The organism is Brachybacterium avium (assembly GCF_002216795.1).
GTDB lineage: Bacteria > Actinomycetota > Actinomycetes > Actinomycetales > Dermabacteraceae > Brachybacterium > Brachybacterium avium.
The window spans coordinates 2,508,152-2,524,213 of the sequence record NZ_CP022316.1 but is presented as its reverse complement, the minus strand read 5'-3'; the positions used below and the strand labels follow the sequence as shown (position 1 = coordinate 2,524,213).

At 71.2% G+C, this 16,062-nt stretch carries 11 protein-coding genes and 1 pseudogene; 1 reads left to right on the top strand and 11 read right to left on the bottom strand.

What is annotated here, in order from left to right:
* Position 1: 1 nt before the first annotated feature.
* The 10 genes and pseudogenes from CFK39_RS11290 to CFK39_RS11245 form a co-directional block, all read right to left on the bottom strand.
* The gene (locus CFK39_RS11290; RefSeq protein WP_089065547.1) at positions 2-1,450 is read right to left on the bottom strand and encodes an NCS2 family permease; all 1,449 of its coding nucleotides are present in this window, start codon (positions 1,448-1,450) and stop codon (positions 2-4) included.
* On the bottom strand, positions 1,447-2,793 hold the full coding sequence (guaD, locus tag CFK39_RS11285) for a guanine deaminase (protein ID WP_089065546.1): 1,347 nt from the start codon (positions 2,791-2,793) through the stop codon (positions 1,447-1,449). Before guaD ends, CFK39_RS11290 begins: the two co-directional genes overlap by 4 nt.
* Before the next feature lie 103 nt (positions 2,794-2,896).
* Positions 2,897-3,610 (bottom strand): xanthine dehydrogenase accessory protein XdhC, encoded by a 714-nt coding sequence (xdhC, locus tag CFK39_RS11280; protein WP_338027670.1) that lies wholly within the window; start codon positions 3,608-3,610, stop codon positions 2,897-2,899.
* A gap of 108 nt (positions 3,611-3,718) precedes the next feature.
* Positions 3,719-6,169 (bottom strand): xanthine dehydrogenase molybdopterin binding subunit, encoded by a 2,451-nt coding sequence (xdhB, locus tag CFK39_RS11275; RefSeq protein WP_089065545.1) that lies wholly within the window; start codon positions 6,167-6,169, stop codon positions 3,719-3,721.
* Positions 6,166-7,665, bottom strand: a complete 1,500-nt coding sequence (locus CFK39_RS11270) for a xanthine dehydrogenase small subunit (protein ID WP_089065544.1) — start codon at positions 7,663-7,665, stop codon at positions 6,166-6,168. Before CFK39_RS11270 ends, xdhB begins: the two co-directional genes overlap by 4 nt.
* Positions 7,666-7,893: 228 nt before the next feature.
* Positions 7,894-9,596, bottom strand: a pseudogene (locus tag CFK39_RS11265) (FAD-binding dehydrogenase).
* A 1-nt stretch (position 9,597) separates the two neighbouring features.
* The gene (locus CFK39_RS11260) at positions 9,598-9,918 is read right to left on the bottom strand and encodes a hypothetical protein (RefSeq protein WP_089065543.1); all 321 of its coding nucleotides are present in this window, start codon (positions 9,916-9,918) and stop codon (positions 9,598-9,600) included.
* Between the two features lie 48 nt (positions 9,919-9,966).
* Positions 9,967-11,328 carry a proline-rich domain-containing protein gene (locus CFK39_RS11255; RefSeq protein WP_245822520.1) on the bottom strand — a complete coding sequence of 454 codons (1,362 nt, stop codon included), beginning with the start codon at positions 11,326-11,328 and terminating at the stop codon, positions 9,967-9,969.
* Between the two features lie 19 nt (positions 11,329-11,347).
* Entirely contained in the window at positions 11,348-12,559 is a 1,212-nt protein-coding gene (locus CFK39_RS11250; protein WP_089065541.1) for an SPFH domain-containing protein, read from the bottom strand.
* Between the two features lie 139 nt (positions 12,560-12,698).
* A complete protein-coding gene (locus CFK39_RS11245) occupies positions 12,699-12,929 on the bottom strand; it encodes a hexameric tyrosine-coordinated heme protein (protein ID WP_089065540.1) in 231 nt (76 codons plus the stop codon).
* A gap of 172 nt (positions 12,930-13,101) precedes the next feature.
* Between CFK39_RS11245 and CFK39_RS11240 the strand changes: the two genes are divergently transcribed.
* Entirely contained in the window at positions 13,102-14,037 is a 936-nt protein-coding gene (locus CFK39_RS11240) for an arsenic resistance protein (protein WP_089065539.1), read from the top strand.
* Here CFK39_RS11240 and CFK39_RS11235 read toward each other — a convergent pair.
* A complete protein-coding gene (locus tag CFK39_RS11235) occupies positions 14,027-15,910 on the bottom strand; it encodes an ABC transporter ATP-binding protein (RefSeq protein ID WP_089065538.1) in 1,884 nt (627 codons plus the stop codon). The two genes, CFK39_RS11240 and CFK39_RS11235, sit on opposite strands and share 11 nt — an antisense overlap.
* Positions 15,911-16,062 lie beyond the last annotated feature (152 nt).

Sequence of the window (16,062 nt, the reverse complement as noted above, 5' to 3'; positions counted from 1 at the left end):
CTCAGACGTCGACGATGATGTATCGGGCCACCAGCAGCGCCGCGACGATGTAGAGGATGGGGCTGATCTCCTTGCCGCGGCCGGTGAAGACCTTGATCGCGCAGTAGCTGATGATGCCCGCGCTCACACCGTTGGCGATCGAGAAGGTCAGGGGCATCACCAGGATCGCGAGGAAGGAGGGGACCCCCTCGCAGATCTCGTTCCAGTCGATGCCGCGGATGCCGTCCATCATCATGGCGCCCACCAGGATCAGCACCGGTGCGGTGGCGGCACCGGGGATCACCGAGGCCAGCGGCCAGAAGAACAGGGCGCCGAGGAAGAGCACCCCGGTGACGGTGACGGTCGCACCGGTGCGGCCGCCGTCCTGGATGCCGGAGGCGCTCTCCACATAGGCGCCGGTGGTGGAGGTGCCCATGAGGGCGCCGAACATCGTGGCGATGCCGTCCATGGAGAAGGTGCGCCTGCCGCGCGGCATGTCCTGGCCCTCATCGAGGTAGCCCGCCTTCTGGGCGAGGCCGGTCATGGTGCCGGTCGCGTCGAAGAAGTCGACGAAGAAGAAGGTGAACACGACGGAGAACAGGCCGATGCCGAAGGCGCCGGCGATGTCCAGCTCTCCCACCAGGTCACCGGGCCAGACCGGCAGTGCGACCAGACCGTCGGCGAAGCCGGGGAACGACTGCAGGGCACCGTCGGCCCCGCCGTCATAGACCTTCGCCCGGGTGAGGACGGCGAACAGGGAGGTCGCGCCGAGGCCCCAGAGGAGCGCTCCCTTGACCTTCAGCTGCAGCAGCACCGCGGTGGCCAGCAGGCCGAACATCGCCACCCAGGCCACGGGCGAGGTGAGGTCGCCCAGCGTCACCAGGGTCGCCTCGTCGGTGACCACGAGCCCCCCGCTGCGGAACCCGAGCAGGGCCAGGAAGCAGCCGATGCCGGCCATGATGGCGAGCTTCAGGCCGTGCGGGATCGACATGACGATCGCCTTGCGCAGCCCGATCACGCTGAGGAGCACGAACAGGATGCCCGAGATGAACACGGCACCCAGGGCGGTGCGCCACTCCACCCCCATCCCCAGCACCACGGTGTAGGAGAAGAAGGCGTTCAGCCCCATGCTGGGCGCCAGGGCGAAGGGGTAGCGGGCGATCAGGCCCATCAGCAGACAGCCCACGCAGGAGGCGATCGCCGTGACCATCAGCAGCTGCACGCCCACGTTGGGCACGTCCGTGATCGCCGCACCCAGCACGATCGGGTTGACGAACAGGATGTAGCTCATGGTCAGGAAGGTGACCAGACCTGCGCGACCCTCGCGTACGAAATTCGATCCGGCGGCGGAGATCCCGAAGTAGCGGTCGATCCTCCCCTTGAGGCCGCCGGCGCGGGCCGGGGGCGGGGATGCTGCGGCAGTGCTCGGGTCCTGGCCGGCGTCGGTGCCGGCCCTGCTGTCAGTGCTCATGCTGCTGTCTCCTCATCGGCGGGGACCGTCGTCATCGACGGCCCGTTCTTGATCTCCTGCCCGGCCACCCACACCTCATGGATGTCGGCGGGGGTGCCCTGGGCGAAGAGGGTGGCGAGCGCGTCGCTCGCGGTCTCGGTGTGGTGCAGGGCGACACCGAGGGTGCTCCCCTGCGGCGGCAGGATGCGCACGGCGTCGAACTGCTTGCCGACGGACAGGTCGCCGACCTGGTCGGCGAGTCCGAGCGCGAGGGCACCGGAGCGGGTGGCCAGGTGCAGCAGGTCCGCTGCGCTCAGGGTGATGCCCTCCCGGCCGCTGAGCTGCTGGACCAGGTAGGCCTGCAGGCCCTCCTTGAGCAGGCTGAACCCGGTGCCGGCGCCGACATCGGTGCCCAGCGCGATCCGCACCCCGGCCTCGAGATGCGCCCGCAGGGGGAACAGGCCGCTGCCCAGGGCGCCGTTCGAGCTGGGGCAGTGGGCCACCGCGGCGCCGGCCGCGGCGAGCGCGGCGAGCTCCGCGGGCTCGGGGTGGACGTTGTGCGCGAAGACGGAGCGTTCGGTGACCAGGCCGTGGCGGGTATAGGTGTCGAGGTACCCGCTCGCGGCGGGGAAGAGCTCGCGCACCTGGGCGATCTCCTCGTCGTTCTCGTTGAGGTGGCTGGTGAACCACAGATCCCGCGGGGTGCCCAGCTCGTCCCCGGTCAGCAGGGACCCGGCCGCGGCCAGCATCTCGTCGGTGGTGGACAGGGAGAAGCGCGGGGTGATCGCGTAGCGCAGCCGGCCCCGGCCGTGCCAGCGCCGGGCCAGCTCGCGGCTGGCCTCGAGGGCGGCCGCGGGGGTCTGCAGCAGGTCCTCGCGCAGCAGGCGATCGCTGAGCACCAGTCCGGTGGTGATCCGATGGCCGCTCCGCTCGGCCTGCTCGAACAGCGCGTCGACGGCGCGGGGGAAGTGGGAGCCGAACACCATCGCGGTGGTGGTGCCGGCCTGGGTGAGGCCGGAGAGGAAGTCGGCGGCGACGCCGCGGGCGTACTCGACGTCCGCCAGTCGGGCCTCTTCGGGCAGTGCGCGTTCGGCCAGCCAGTCCAGCAGGGGGCGGCCCAGGCCTCCGATCACGCGGACCTGGGGGAAGTGGACGTGGGTGTCGACGAAGCCCGGCAGCAGGATGCCGTCGCGCAGGTCCACGAGGGTCTCGGCGGGGTGGTCCCGGCGGGCGGAGTCGAGGTCGGTGCGGGCCACGATGACGCCGTCGCGGACGACCAGGGCGAGATCGGTGTCGGCCCGCAGGCCGTCCTCCTCCCCGAGATCGCCGGGGGTGTCCAGCACGGTGGCGAGGTAGATGGGCACGGGCTCTCCTGTCCGTTCCGGCGGGCGGTCCGCCGAGTGGGTGCGGCTGATCGGCGCGGGACCGCACGGGGCGGTCCGACGCTGGGTTCTGGGTGGGTGCGGGTCAGCCCGCGGGGTCCGCCTCCTGGGCGTGCTGGAGGGTCGTCACCAGCGCGGCGGCGGTGCTGAGTGCGATCACGGCGGGTTCCTTCCCGCCGACGCCGGGCAGGCCGAGCGGGCAGCTGATGCGGTCGATCGCCGTGTCCTGGTGCCCCGCCGCGCGCAGCTGGGTGCGGAAGCGGGACCATTTGGCGTCGGAGCCGATGACGCCGATGGAGCCGAGCTCTCCGCCCCGCTGCAGCGCGGCGTCGCACAGCACCAGGTCCTCGGCGTGGTCGTGGGTCATGATCAGCACGTGCGCGCCGTCGGGCAGCTCGCGCAGCACGGTCTCCGGGGCGGGGGCGTGATGGCCGTGCACCCGCGCCGGCCCCTCGGGGAGGCTTCCCAGTCGGTCGGGGGCGACCTGCTCGGCGCGGCTGTCCACCAGCTGCAGCACGAGCCGATGCCGCCGCAGCACATGGGCGAGCTCGAAACCGACATGGCCGATGCCGAAGATCGCGACCGTCGGCGGGACCTGCTGCGGCTCCAGCAGCACCTCGGCCTCTCCGCCGCAGCATTGGCGGCCGTGGCGGGTGGGGGCGTGGGGGTTGAGCTTCATCTCCATCAGCTCCGGTCGGCGGTCACCGTCGCGGAGCATCTCGCGAGCCCGCTCGATGACGGTCTCCTCCAGGTTGCCGCCGCCGATGGTGTCGACGGTGTCCTGGTCGGTGACCAGCATCTTCGCCCCCGGGTCGCGGGGGTGTGGCCACGGGTGCGGGTGACGGTGACCAGCACGGCGGGGCTGCCCTGGGCGCGCTGCGCGACGAGGGCGCTCAGCCAGTCCATGTCAGCGGGGGTTGGCGGGGGTCAGGGGCGGGGAGGGCTCGGCCGCCCGCTCGACGGTGCCGATGTCGGGTTCTGCGGCGGCCTCGCACCTCTCTCGCGCCGCTCGTGCCTCCTCGATCGCCCAGAACACGGCCTCGGGGGTGGCGGGGCTGGCCAGCTCCAGCGCACGGCCGGCGGGGCCGAACGCTGCTGCTGCTCCGCGCAGCGCCTCGCGCACCGAGAAGGCCAGCATGAACGGCGGCTCGCCCACGGCCTTGGAGCCGTAGACGACCCCGGTCTCCGTGGCGCGCTCGAGCAGGTGCACGTTCAGCTCGGGCGGCATCTCGGAGAAGCTGGGCAGCTTGTAGGTGCTCGCGCCCTGGGTGGCGAGGCGGCCGCGCCGCGGCCCGTCGCTCTCGTCCCAGCGCAGCTCCTCGAGGGTGAGCCATCCGGTGCCCTGCACGAAGCCGCCCTCGATCTGGCCGAGGTCGATCAGCGGGCTGAGGGTGTCGCCGACGTCGTGGACGATGTCGGTGCGCAGCAGGCGGTAGGCGCCGGTGAAGCCGTCCACCTCGACCTCGCTGGCGGCGGCGCCATAGGCGAAGTACTTGAAGGGGTCGCCCTGCATGCGGGCCGCGTCCCAGTGGATCCCGGCGGTGCGGTAGTAGCCGGCGGCGAAGAGCTGGACCCGCTGGAGGTAGGCCTCCTTGACGACCTCCTCGAAGCGCAGCAGGCGCTCCTCCGCGCCGGGCAGGCTCCAGGGCCCGCGGACCATGCCGTCGGCGATGCGCACGTCCTCGGGATGGACCCCGAGCAGGCGTGAGGCGACCTGTTCGAGCCGTTCGCGGATCTGCTCGCAGGCGTTCTTGACCGCGCCGCCGTTGAGGTCCGTGCCGGAGCTGGCCGCGGTGGCGGAGGTGTTGGGGACCTTGTCGGTGCGGGTGGGGGCCAGTCGCACCCTCGCCAGCGGGACGCCGAGGGCGCTGGAGGCGACCTGGCGCATCTTGGTGTGCAGGCCCTGCCCCATCTCGGTGCCGCCGTGGTTGATCAGCACCGAGCCGTCCTTGTACACGTGCACCAGCGCCCCGGCCTGGTTGAAGGCGGTGAGGTTGAAGGAGATGCCGAACTTCACCGGGGTCATCGCCAGTGCCCGCTTGGTGTCGCGATGGCTCGCGTTGAAGCGGGCGATCCCCTCCTGGCGGGCGGTCACGTCGGCGCGGCCCTCCAGCTCCTGCCAGATCTGCCCGATGCGCTCCGCGTGGCGGACCTCCTGCCCGTAGGGGGTGGTGTCCCCGGGGCGGTAGAAGTTCCGTCGGCGCAGTTCGGCGGGGTCCAGCCCCAGCTCGGGGGCGCAGCGGCCCAGGATGTCCTCGATCACCAGCATGCCCTGCGGGCCGCCGAAGCCGCGGAAGGCGGTCTGGGAGGTCTTGTGGGTCTGGGCGATGCGGCCCTGCACCTCGATGTGCGGGATCAGGTAGGAGTTGTCCACGTGGCACAGCGCCCGCGAGAGCACCGCCTCGGACATGTCCAGCGACCACCCGCCATCGGCCGTGATGGTGGCCAGCAGGGCCAGCAGGCGGCCCTCGGCGTCGAAGCCCACCTCCCACTCGGCGTGGAAGGGGTGGCGCTTGCCGGTCATGGTGAGGTCCTGGGTGCGGCTGAGCCGCACCCGGACGGGTCGGCCGGTGGCCACGGTGCCCAATGCGGCGATCGCGGCCAGTCCGTGGGACTGCATCTCCTTGCCGCCGAAGGCGCCACCCATGCGCAGGGACTGCACGGTGATCTCGTGGGCGGAGATCCCCAGCACCTGGGAGATGATCTCCTGGGTCTCGCTGGGATGCTGGGTGGAGGACTGGATGAACAGCTGCCCGGCCTCGTCGACGTGGGCGAGGGAGGCCTGGGTCTCGAGGTAGAAGTGCTCCTGACCGCCGAAGCTGAACTCGCCGCGGAAGCGGTGGGCGGCCCCCTCGAGCGCGGCGCGCGGATCTCCCGAGGAGACCACCGGCTGCCGGCCCTGGAAACTGCCGGCGGCGATCGCCTCGGGCAGCGTGATCAGCGAGTCGAGCTCCTCGTACTCGACCTCGACCTGCTCGCCGCCGCGGCGGGCCGCCTCGAGCGTCTCGCCGAGCACCCAGCACACGGCATGGCCGTGGAACATGACTTCGGTGGGGAACAGCGGCTCGTCGCCCTTGATGCCCGAGTCGTTCAGGCCCGGGACGTCCTCGGCGGTGAGCACCCGGACCACGCCGGGCACCTCGAGCGCCGCGGCGGTGCGCAGCGAGACCACCCGGGCGTGGGCGTGCGGCGCCTGGACGGGCCAGGCGTGCAGGACGTCCGCGGTGCGGTCGATGAGGTCATCGGTGTACATCGCGGCGCCGGTGACGTGCTCGGCGGCGCTCTCGTGGGGGATGCTCCGGCCGACGGAGCCGTCGCTCGGCTCCGGGCGCTGGGAGAGGGGGGAATGGCTGCTCATCGCGGAACCTCCGTCTGTGCGGTCGGTCGGCTGCGGGCATAGAAGCGCAGCAGGGACTGTTCGAGCATCGCCCGGCGGTAGCGGGAGCTGGCTCGGTGGTCATCCATCGGGGTGCCGGTGGCGGCGAGCACCGCGGCCGCCTCACGGACGGTGGGTGCGGTCCACGGGGCTCCGGTCAGGACCTCCTCGGCCGCCTCGCCGCGCAGCGGGGTGGCGGCCACGCCGCCGAGCCCGATCCGGGCCCGGTGGACCCGGCCGTCCTCGACCTGCAGCGCGATCGCGACGGCGACGGAGGAGATGTCATCGAAGCGCCGCTTGGCGATCTTCAGGAAGGTGGTGGCCGGCAGCACCGGCAGGGGGATGCGCAGCGCCCGGATGATCTCGTGCGGGGCGCGGACGGTCTGCCGATAGCCGGTGAAGTACTCGCTGATCGGCACCTCCCGTTCACCGTCGACGGAGGCGAGGACGATCCGGGCGTCCAGGGCCAGCAGCGCCGGGGCGGAGTCCCCGATCGGGGAGCCGGTGCCGATGTTGCCGCCCAGGGTGGCGCTGTTGCGGATCAGCCGCGAGGCGAACTGGGGGAAGAGCTGGGCCAGCAGCGGGACGCGGCCGTCGAGGTCGCGCTCGATCTCGGAGAGGGTCAGCGCGGCGCCGATCTCGAGGTGCTCCGGGGTCTGGATCAGGGTGCGCAGCTCGCTCAGGTGGTCGATCGCCAGCTGCAGCGGGGGCCGCCGGTGCAGGATGTTGGTCTCCACCCCGACGTCGGTCGCGCCCGCGACGAGCGTCGCCTCTGGCGCGGAGGCGACGCGCCGCAGCAGCTCGGGGAGGTCCGCCGGGCGGTGGAACTCGGCCCCGCCGCTGGTGACGCTCACCGCCGGAGCCCCGGGGGCGGAATGCTCGCGGCGCCGGGCCAGGGGATCATCCTGCGCGGGGTCGCCGAGGGCGTAGGCGGCGTCGCGGATCGGCCGGTAGCCCGTGCAGCGGCAGAGGTTGCCGCTGAGGGCGTGGAGGTCGAAGCCGTTGGCGCCGCACTCGTGGTCGTGATCCCCGGGCTCGTCGGCCGGCTCGCCGGTCGCCTCCTCCGCGTCGGCGAGGCGCTCGGGACGGTAGTACTCCGCGGCCATCGAGCACACGAAGCCGGGGGTGCAGAAGCCGCACTGGGAGCCGCCGCGCTCGGCCATCTCGCGCTGGACGGGGTGCAGCTCGGCGTCCTCGCCGATCCCGGGGGCGCCGCCGAGGCCCTCGGCGGTGACGATCTCCTGGTCGGCGAAGGCGAGCGCCGGCGGCAGGCAGGAGTTCAGCGACGTCCAGCGGGAGCCGCCCTCGCCGTCGGGGCGGGCGACGAGCACGGCGCAGGCACCGCACTCCCCTTCCGCGCAGCCCTCCTTGGCTCCGGTCAGCCCCTGGTCACGCAGCCAGGTCAGCAGGTTGGTGTGCGGCTCGGCCCCCGCAGTGGTCAGGGGTCGTCCGTTGACGGTGATCTGTGTGGGCTCCATCGCCGCACGCTCCTCGACCTGCGCGGCGAGCGCCGACGCTGGTCCTTCACGAGGGCACGGTTGCGGTCAGGATCTGCGCGAACCAGCCCGATGGTTATCCATGCCAGAACAACGGCGCCGGTGTCGTGGGAGAAAACTAGCCCACCGGTGAGACGAAAGCAACACCAATTCGAAATTTCGTTTTCACGATGTGGATATGATGCAGATCACTGCAGGTCAGTCCGGATCTCAGCGCAGATCTACGAGAATCCCCTGCGCGGCCTGTCGGCCGGAGAACAGGCAGCCACCCAGGAAGGTGCCCTCCAGAGCGTTGTGTCCGTGCACCCCGCCGCCGCCGAAGCCGCTGGCCTCACCGGCCGCATAGAGTCCCGGCAGCGCCCCGGGCCCGGCCTCGGCGGCACCGGCGGTGCGCTGCACCCTGCCGCCCAGGTCCGTCTCCAGCCCGCCGAGGGTCTTGCGCAGCAGCACATGCAGGCGCACCGCGATCAGCGGCCCGGCCTGCGGATCCAGCAGGGCATGCGGGGCGGCGGTACGGATCAGCCGATCCCCCACGTACTTCCGTGCTCCGCGCAGCGCCGTGAGCTGGGCGTCCTTCGAGTACGGGTGGCGCAGCTCCGCATCGCGGGCGCGGATGAGCTGCTCGAGCTCGCCGGCGTCGACCAGCTCCTCGCCCGTCAGCGCATTCATCTTCCCCACCAGCTCGGGAACGCTCCGCGCCTGCAGGAAGTCCTCGCCGTGGTCGAGGAAGGCCTGCACCGGGCCGGGGGCGCCGGGCTTCACCCGGCCCAGCACCTGCCGCCAGTCCTTGCCGGTGAGATCCGGATTCTGCTCGCTGCCGGAGAGGGCGAACTCCTTCTCGATGATCTTCCGGGTGAGCACGAACCAGGAGTGGTTGTGCCCGGTGGTGCGCAGATGGCGCAGGGTCGAGGTGGTGTCGAAGCCGGGATAGGCCGGGGCGGGCAGGCGCCGCCCGCGGGCGTCGATCCAGAGCGAGGAGGGGCCGGGCAGGATGCGGATGCCGTGACCGCGCCACACCGGGTCCCAGTTGCGGATCCCCTCGGTGTAGTGCCACATCCGGTCGCGGTGGATCCAGCGCGCGCCGGCCCGCTCCGCGGCCAGCATCCCGGTGCCGTCGACGCTCGCCGGAACCCCGTGCACGAACTGCTCGGGCATGGTCCCCAGCTCAGCGGGCCACAGGCTCCGCACCAGCTCCTCGTTGCCGCCGATGCCGCCGGTGGCGATCAGCACGGCCGCAGCCCGGTGGGTGAACTCGCCGGTGACCTCCCGGCTCGACCCGATGCCGCGCGGGGTGGCATCCGCGGCCAGCACCTCCCCGCGCACCCCGGTCACGCGCTCACCCTCGACCAGCAGCTCGCGGACGGCGCGGCGGGTGCGCAGCACGATGCGGCCGCTCGCCCGGTGCGCGGCGAGCTTGGCGGTGAAGGGCTCGACGATCCCGGGCCCCGTGCCCCAGGTGATGTGGAAGCGCGGCACCGAGTTGCCGTGCCCCTCGGCGCGGCCGTCGCCGCGCTCGGCCCAGCCGACCACGGGGAAGCTGCGATGGCCGAGACCGCGCAGCCATTCCCGCTTCTCCCCCGCCGCGAACTGCAGGTACGCCTCCGCCCAGCGGCGCGGCCACTGATCCTCCGGGCTGTCGAAGGCGGCGGAGCCCAGCCAGTCCTGCCGGGCGAGGTCGAGGCTGTCGCGGATCCCCAGCCGGCGCTGCTCCGGGGAGTCGATGAGGAAGAGCCCGCCGAAGCTCCACCAGGCCTGCCCGCCCAGGTCCTGCTCCCCTCGCGCTCCAGCAGCAGCACGCGCCTGCCGGCGTCGGCGATCTCGGTGGCGGCCACGAGCCCGGCCAGGCCCGCTCCGACGACGATCACCTCTGCATCGTCGGCCGCAGTGCCTGCGGCCGCGGGCCCGGTGCTCACGTCAGTCCACCGCGATGCGGCGCACGCGGCGGAGGTGGTCGGTGCTGTTGTCGTCGCGCATCCGGCGGTTCTGCTGGCGATTGTTCTCGCCGACCTTGCGGTCGCCGGAGCGGAGGTTGCCCACCGCGACCTCCGTGTCCCGCTCGAAGTGGTGCCGCTTGTCGGTGTTGCGGTAGTAGCGGTAGATGCCGCCGTACACCGCCGCGAACACCGCCGGTCCCGCCAGGAAGGGGATGGCGATGCCGCCGGCCCCGGAGTCGGAATCAGCCAGCAGCATCATGGTCGCCGGGTCGGCGGAGAGCTCAGCGAGCAGCGGCAGCATGGCGTCCTCCTCGGGGGTGCGGATGAGCGGTGGTCATGGTCCGTCTCCTCAGAACAGGAACTGGCTGAAGCCGATGATCGCGCCGATCACCGCGGCGACGGTGCCGGCGGCGCAGGACACGGCGAAGATCTTCGGATGCGAGACCGGCACCGACCCCATCGTGTTGCCGTTGCGCCCGTTGACCGCGATGTAGTGGACCAGCGAGTCCTTCCCCATGGCGGAGTCGGCGTAGCTGTACAGCCAGACCGGCACGTACACCGAGACCCAGCGGGTGCCGCGCACGGCCACGCCCTCCCGCTCCCACCGCACCCCGCGGTCGTACCGGTTGATGGTGGGAACGGCCTTGGCCCGGGCGATCGCCAGGAAATGGTTCTCCACATCGTCATCGACGTCGCGCACGTTGAGGTCACGCCGTTCGGAGGTGAAGTTCTTGAGGTAGTTCGAGTTATAGATGACGGCGTTCTCGGTGTCGTACGGCTGCACGGCATTGAGGATGTTGTTCGTGGCCTGCTCGTTGTCCTGGGCGTTGAACCGCTCGGCGGACTCGATCGTGAGGTCGTCCACCAGCAGGTCGAAGGCCCGTTGGACGCCGAAGACGTCGGCGTCGTAATAGGTCTCGGTGCGCTTGTTGTCGCCGCTGCCGTGGGTCACGGTGTACTGGCGGGTGGTGAGCTCGCCGGTGCCCTGCAGCACCGCGTGCATGTTGCCGTCCACGACCAGGTAGGGGATGTACACGCCCATCACGTTGTCCGGGACGTACTCCTCCTTGAAGCGGTGGTGGGCGAAGGTCCGCCGCTTCGCGGTGAAGGCATCGATGCGCTCGATCGCCTCCTCGCGGGTCAGCTGGAAGGGGAGCACCGCGTCGGGGACCGCACCGTTGGGGATCTGGGAGTTGATCGACAGGGTCTGGCGGCACCAGTGGCAACGGGCCTGCAGGTCCTGGTCGACGTTGATGACCACCTCGGCGCCGCAGCCCTGGCACTTCAGGGTGACCATGGTGAGATCCTCGCGGACATCCGCGGTGCCGGAGGCCATGACGTGGCCGCGCAGGTCCGCGATCGAGGAGTCCAGTCCGAAGGCCTGCTCGGCGTTCTCCTCGTTCCAGGTGTGCCGGCAGTAGGAGCAGACCAGCGCCTTCGCGGTGAGCGAGTACCGGATCTCCGAACTGCCGCAGCTGGGGCACTTGTTCAGCCCGTCGTCCTGGCCGGAGCTGGTGTCGATGATCCGGTTCGCGGCGTGCCGCCGGGCGGCCTCCGCGGCCTCCGCGACCGCCTCGTCGCCGAGCATCGGCGGCTGCCCGGCTGGGGGCTGCTGACCGCTCTGCGCGGGCGGGACCGGCCCGCCGGGCTGGTCAGGCCCGGCGGGTCGGTCCGGCTGCGGCCCGTGCGGGTCCTGGGGAGGGACGCTCATCGCGATGTTCCGTGCCGGGTCAGAGACCGAGCGCGGCCTTCTTCGCCGCCTCGTAGTCCGCTTCGGTGATCAGGCCCTGGTCGAGCATCTGCTTGTACTGGGCGAGCTGGGCCACCGGATCGGCGGGGGCGGGCTCCGCCTGCTGCTGGGGCGCCTGCTGCTGCGGGGCCTGCTGCTGCGGGGCCTGCTGGCCCGGCGGGGCCCAGGGCTGGACCGGGTTGACCATGCCGCCGGCCGCTCCCATGCCCGCACCGAACATGGCCAGGCCCGCACCGCCACCGGTCTCGCCGGCGGCCTGCACGCCGCGCGCGGCGGCCTGGTTCATGAAGGACTGCGAGCGGGCGCCGGAGAGGGCGTCGGCCTTCTGCACGTCCTTCAGCAGCTCACGGGTGTTCTTGTCGTACTCGATGGAGACGATCGCGGTCTTCACGATCGCGAGGCCGCGATCGCTGGACCAGCGGTAGCCCTCCTCGACGGCCGCGGACAGCGACTGGGCGAAGCCCACCGAGTCCCCCTGGATGCGGGAGATGCGGTTGCCCTTGTCAGGATCGTTCGTGTAGCGGGAGAAGGCCTGCGCGAGGGAGCCGACGACCTCGCGGAACAGCTGCCCGCCGGCGGCGTTGTCGACGTCGCTGAAGTCGAACACCGGGGCGTTCGCGGAGATGAAGGTGGCGGGCACGAAGTTGTGCACGAACAGCAGCGGGTCGATGATCCGCAGGGTGTAGGAGCCGCGGCAGACCGCACCCACCTGGGTGTTGAGGTAGGCGTCGTCCCAGTAGATCTCCGACTGGGTGCCGAAGCGGTTGTTCGGGATCTCCTTGAGGCTCACGTAGAAGGCGAGCTGCTGCGAGGAGGGGCGACCGCCGAACTTGAAGCGCTCCCAGGAGGTGCCGACGGTCGAGGCCAGCAGCTCGTCGCCGGCGAAGACGGAGCGCGCATCCGGGGACTGGTCGTTGAACTCATAACCGCCGGCCTCGGTGATCAGGCCCGTCGCCCGCCCGTCGACCACGGTGATCAGGCCGTATCCCTGCGGCACCAGGATCTTGGAGCCGTTGGAGATGACGTTCTCGCTGCCGCGGGTGTTCGAGCCGCGGCCCGCGTTCGTGCCCTGCGGCACCGCCGGGAACAGTGCCGCCGTCTGCGGCAGCCCGTTCGGGACGGTGAGGAAGTCCTTCCACTGGTCGGCGAGCATCCCGCCGACAGCGCCCTTGAATGCCTGGATGAATCCCATGTGAGCTCCTTCGTCGCCCCCGAAGTGTGTGATCGGGCCCATGCTATCCCGAGCCTGCCGAACGCCGCCTGGATCCGCGCACACCTGGAGCGAGGACGCCACCGATGAGGATCGGTGGCGTCCTCGCTCCAGGTGCCTCTCAGCCGCGCCAGTAGTCGTTGGCGGCGGCGATGGTCTGGAACTCGGTGGCCACGACCTGACCGGCCGCAGTCAGGGAGTCGGCGTCGTTCGCGTAGGCGGGGCGCAGCACCTCGCGCACGCTCGCGTCGGGCTGCATGAAGCCGATGGTCTTGCGAGCGAGGGTCACCGCGAGCCGGCGACCCTCCTCGGGGGTGGCGGTGAGCAGACTGTTTCCGGGGACGAGTTCCATGGTTCCTCCTGTGGACGCGACGCGCGGGACGCCGGCCCGAGTGGCCTCTGCCTGTCCCGACGCTCTCGAGGCTAGCCCCCGGCGGACCTCCTGCGAAGGGTTGTGGTCCTGCGGCGCGAGGAGGAGGACGCCCGACGCCCTGCCGGGGCTCAGCCCGACTATTGTCCGATGCATGGATATCCGGCGCCTCGGTGATGCCCTGGACCGCCATCAGGTCCCGCTCTACCTCGCGGCGATCGCCGTCGGCCTCGCGCTTGGGGCGCTGCTGCCCGCCGCGCCGGGACCGCTCGAGCTCGCCGTCGAGCCCACGATCGCGGCGCTGCTACTGGTGACCTTCCACGGGATCCCGCTGCGCGGGATCGGCGCGGCGCTGCAAGACGGCCGGTTCCTGCTGACCCTGCTGGCCGTGAACTTCCTGGTCGTCCCCCTGATCGTCTGGGCGCTCACCCGACCGTTGGCGAGCTCTCCCGAGCTGCTGGTCGGCGCCCTGCTGGTGCTGCTGGCGCCGTGCATCGACTACGTCATCGTGTTCAGCGCGCTCGCGGGCGGGGCGCACGAGCGGTTGCTCGCCGCGACCCCGCTGCTGATGCTCGCCCAGCTCGTCGCCCTGCCGGTGCTGGTGCCGCTGCTGAGCGGCGGCACGGCGCGGGGGATGATCGAGGCCGGCCCGTTCCTGCGGGCCCTGGTGCTGCTGGTGCTGCTTCCGCTGCTGGCCGCTGCGCTGCTCCAGCGCCTGGCCCCGCGTCTCGATCTCTCCCCCGCGATGGTGCCGCTGATGATGCTGGTCCTGTTCACGGTGGTCGCCTCCCAGACCCCGCGGGTGCTCGGCGCGGGCACTGCCCTGCTGGTCCTGGTGCCGGTGTACGCCGGCTTCCTGGTGCTGGCGACGGCGGCCGGGATCCTCGCCGCACGTCTCGCGCGCCTCGAGACCCCGTCGGCCCGTGCCCTGACCTTCTCCGCGGCGACCCGCAACTCCCTCGTCGTGCTCCCGCTGGCCCTGGCGATGCCGTCCCCGCTAGTCCCCGCCGCCGTCGTCACTCAGACCCTCGTCGAGCTGCTGGGCATGGTGGCGCTGGTGCGGGTGCTGCCCCGACTGCTCAGCCGGTGATGTCGAACTTCGCGAGCTTGCGGCTGTCCCCGGAGCTCTGCAGCGCGAGCAGCTGGGCGTAGATCCCGCCGGAGGTCGCGAGCTCGGCGGGAGAGCCGATCTCGTCGATGTTGCCGTCGCGCAGGGTGATGATGCGATCCACCTCGGCGATGGTGGAGAGGCGGTGGGCGATGATCAGCGAGGTGCGGCCGGTCATCAGCTCGTCCAGTCCCTTCTGCACCTGGATCTCGGCCTTGGTGTCCAATGCCGAGGTCGCCTCGTCCAGCACCAGCACCGGAGCGTCCTTGAGGATCGCGCGGGCCACCGCGATCCGCTGTCGCTGCCCGCCGGAGAGCTTCAGCCCGCGCTCCCCGATCACCTGCTCGTAGCCGTCGGGGAAGCGGAGGATGAACGCCTCGGCGTTGGCGCGGCGCGCAGCGGCGACCACCTCCTCCTCGCTCGCCTCGGGGCGGCCGTAGGCGATGTTCTCGCGGATCGTGCCGGAGAACAGGGAGGCGTCCTGGAAGACCACGCCGATGCGGGCACGCAGCTGGTCCAGCGGCAGCTCCGCGCTGGGATGGCCCACCACCTCCACGCTGCCACGACGCGGCTCGTAGAGCCCCAGCAGCAGGTTCACGATGGTGGACTTGCCGCCGCCGGACTCACCCACCAGCGCGATCTTCTCGCCACGGTCGATCTGGAAATCGATGCCGTGCAGCACGTCGTCGTCGTCCTCGTAGGCGAAGGACACCTCCCTAAAGGCGACGACGGGGGCGCCCGGCACCGGCGAGACGGCGAGCGCAGCGGCGGGCGCGCTCTCGCCCGCGGGCGTCGGCAGCTCCCCCGCCGTGCCGTCCGCATGACCCGCATCCCGTGCATCGACGGGCCGTGCGGCCATCACCGCGGCGGTACGCGGATCGACCGCGGTCTCCATCACCCGGAAGTAGTCCTTGGAGCCGGCGATCGCGCGCTGCGCGGAGTCGATCACCCAGCTCATCGACTCCACCGGCGCCTTGGCCATGGCCATCAGCTGCACCAGCAGCACCATCTCGCCGAGGGAGAAGGCACCCTGCACGGTGCGCACGAAGATGATCGCGTAGATCCCGAAGAAGATGAGGTTCAGGAACGCCCGCCGGATCACGTCCATCCGGTGCCAGTGGGTGGACTGCTCGCGGGTGGTCGCATCGGTGGAGCGGAAGCGGCGGGAGAAGTCCTCGAGCTCCCCGCGCTCGCGCACGAAGGACTTCACCACCCGGATCTGGCCGACCACCTCGGCGAAGCGGCCCGAGGCGATATCGATCTGCTCGTTCTTGCGCCCCTCGAGGCGCTGCCACTTCACGGAGGTCAACGAGGTCAGCCACACGTAGACGGGGAACACGATGAGCAGCAGCACGGTGAGCGGCCAGGCGTACCAGGCGCTGATGGCGAGCACCGCGACGGTGGTGATCAGCATCGAGGCGAAGGAGTTCGACATCATCTTGGTGAAGTTCGTGATCTCGGTGATCGAACGGTTCAACCGGGCCACGATGGTGCCGGTGATCTCGCCGTCGAACCAGCGCTGCGGCAGGTGCAGCAGCTTGTCGTAGTAGCGCACCGAGAGGATGGTGCGCATCCGGTTGCTCATCACGTCGCCGAACCATCCGCCAACGTTGGAGATCACGGTCACGGCCAGCTCCGCCAGCAGCACCGCCCCGGCGATCAGGAGCACGGTCCGCACTGCGGTGCCGGTCGCGGTCTGGCCGTTCACAGCGCCGGCCACGGTGTCTGTGGCATGACCGATCAGGAAGGGGACCGCCAGGCCCGCGACCGCGGTGAGCACCGAGCAGACGATGATCGCGGTGTACAGCGGGGCGAGGGCACGGGTGAAGCGGATGATGCGCAGCAGGGAGGACACCGCTCAAGCCTAGGTGTCCGCACAGCGCCTGCCCACGTGGGACTCCTCTCCCCATGCTCCGCGGCACCCGGACTCCTCGGCACCCGGCAACCTGCTCGTCGGCGCAAGACTGGCTCGTCGGCGCAAGTCTGGTACTCCTCAGTAACCTGCCT

Excerpts from the sequence above, each read along its gene's own strand:
- CFK39_RS11290 (WP_089065547.1), bottom strand. The coding sequence starts at position 1,450 with ATGAGCACTGACAGCAGGGCCGGCACCGACGCCGGCCAGGACCCGAGC.
- xdhC (WP_338027670.1), bottom strand. The coding sequence starts at position 3,610 with ATGCTGGTCACCGACCAGGACACCGTCGACACCATCGGCGGCGGCAAC.
- xdhB (WP_089065545.1), bottom strand. The coding sequence starts at position 6,169 with ATGAGCAGCCATTCCCCCCTCTCCCAGCGCCCGGAGCCGAGCGACGGC.
- CFK39_RS11270 (WP_089065544.1), bottom strand. The coding sequence starts at position 7,665 with ATGGAGCCCACACAGATCACCGTCAACGGACGACCCCTGACCACTGCG.
- CFK39_RS11260 (WP_089065543.1), bottom strand. The coding sequence starts at position 9,918 with ATGCTGCCGCTGCTCGCTGAGCTCTCCGCCGACCCGGCGACCATGATG.
- CFK39_RS11255 (WP_245822520.1), bottom strand. The coding sequence starts at position 11,328 with ATGAGCGTCCCTCCCCAGGACCCGCACGGGCCGCAGCCGGACCGACCC.
- CFK39_RS11250 (WP_089065541.1), bottom strand. The coding sequence starts at position 12,559 with ATGGGATTCATCCAGGCATTCAAGGGCGCTGTCGGCGGGATGCTCGCC.
- CFK39_RS11245 (WP_089065540.1), bottom strand. The coding sequence starts at position 12,929 with ATGGAACTCGTCCCCGGAAACAGTCTGCTCACCGCCACCCCCGAGGAG.
- CFK39_RS11240 (WP_089065539.1), top strand. The coding sequence starts at position 13,102 with ATGGATATCCGGCGCCTCGGTGATGCCCTGGACCGCCATCAGGTCCCG.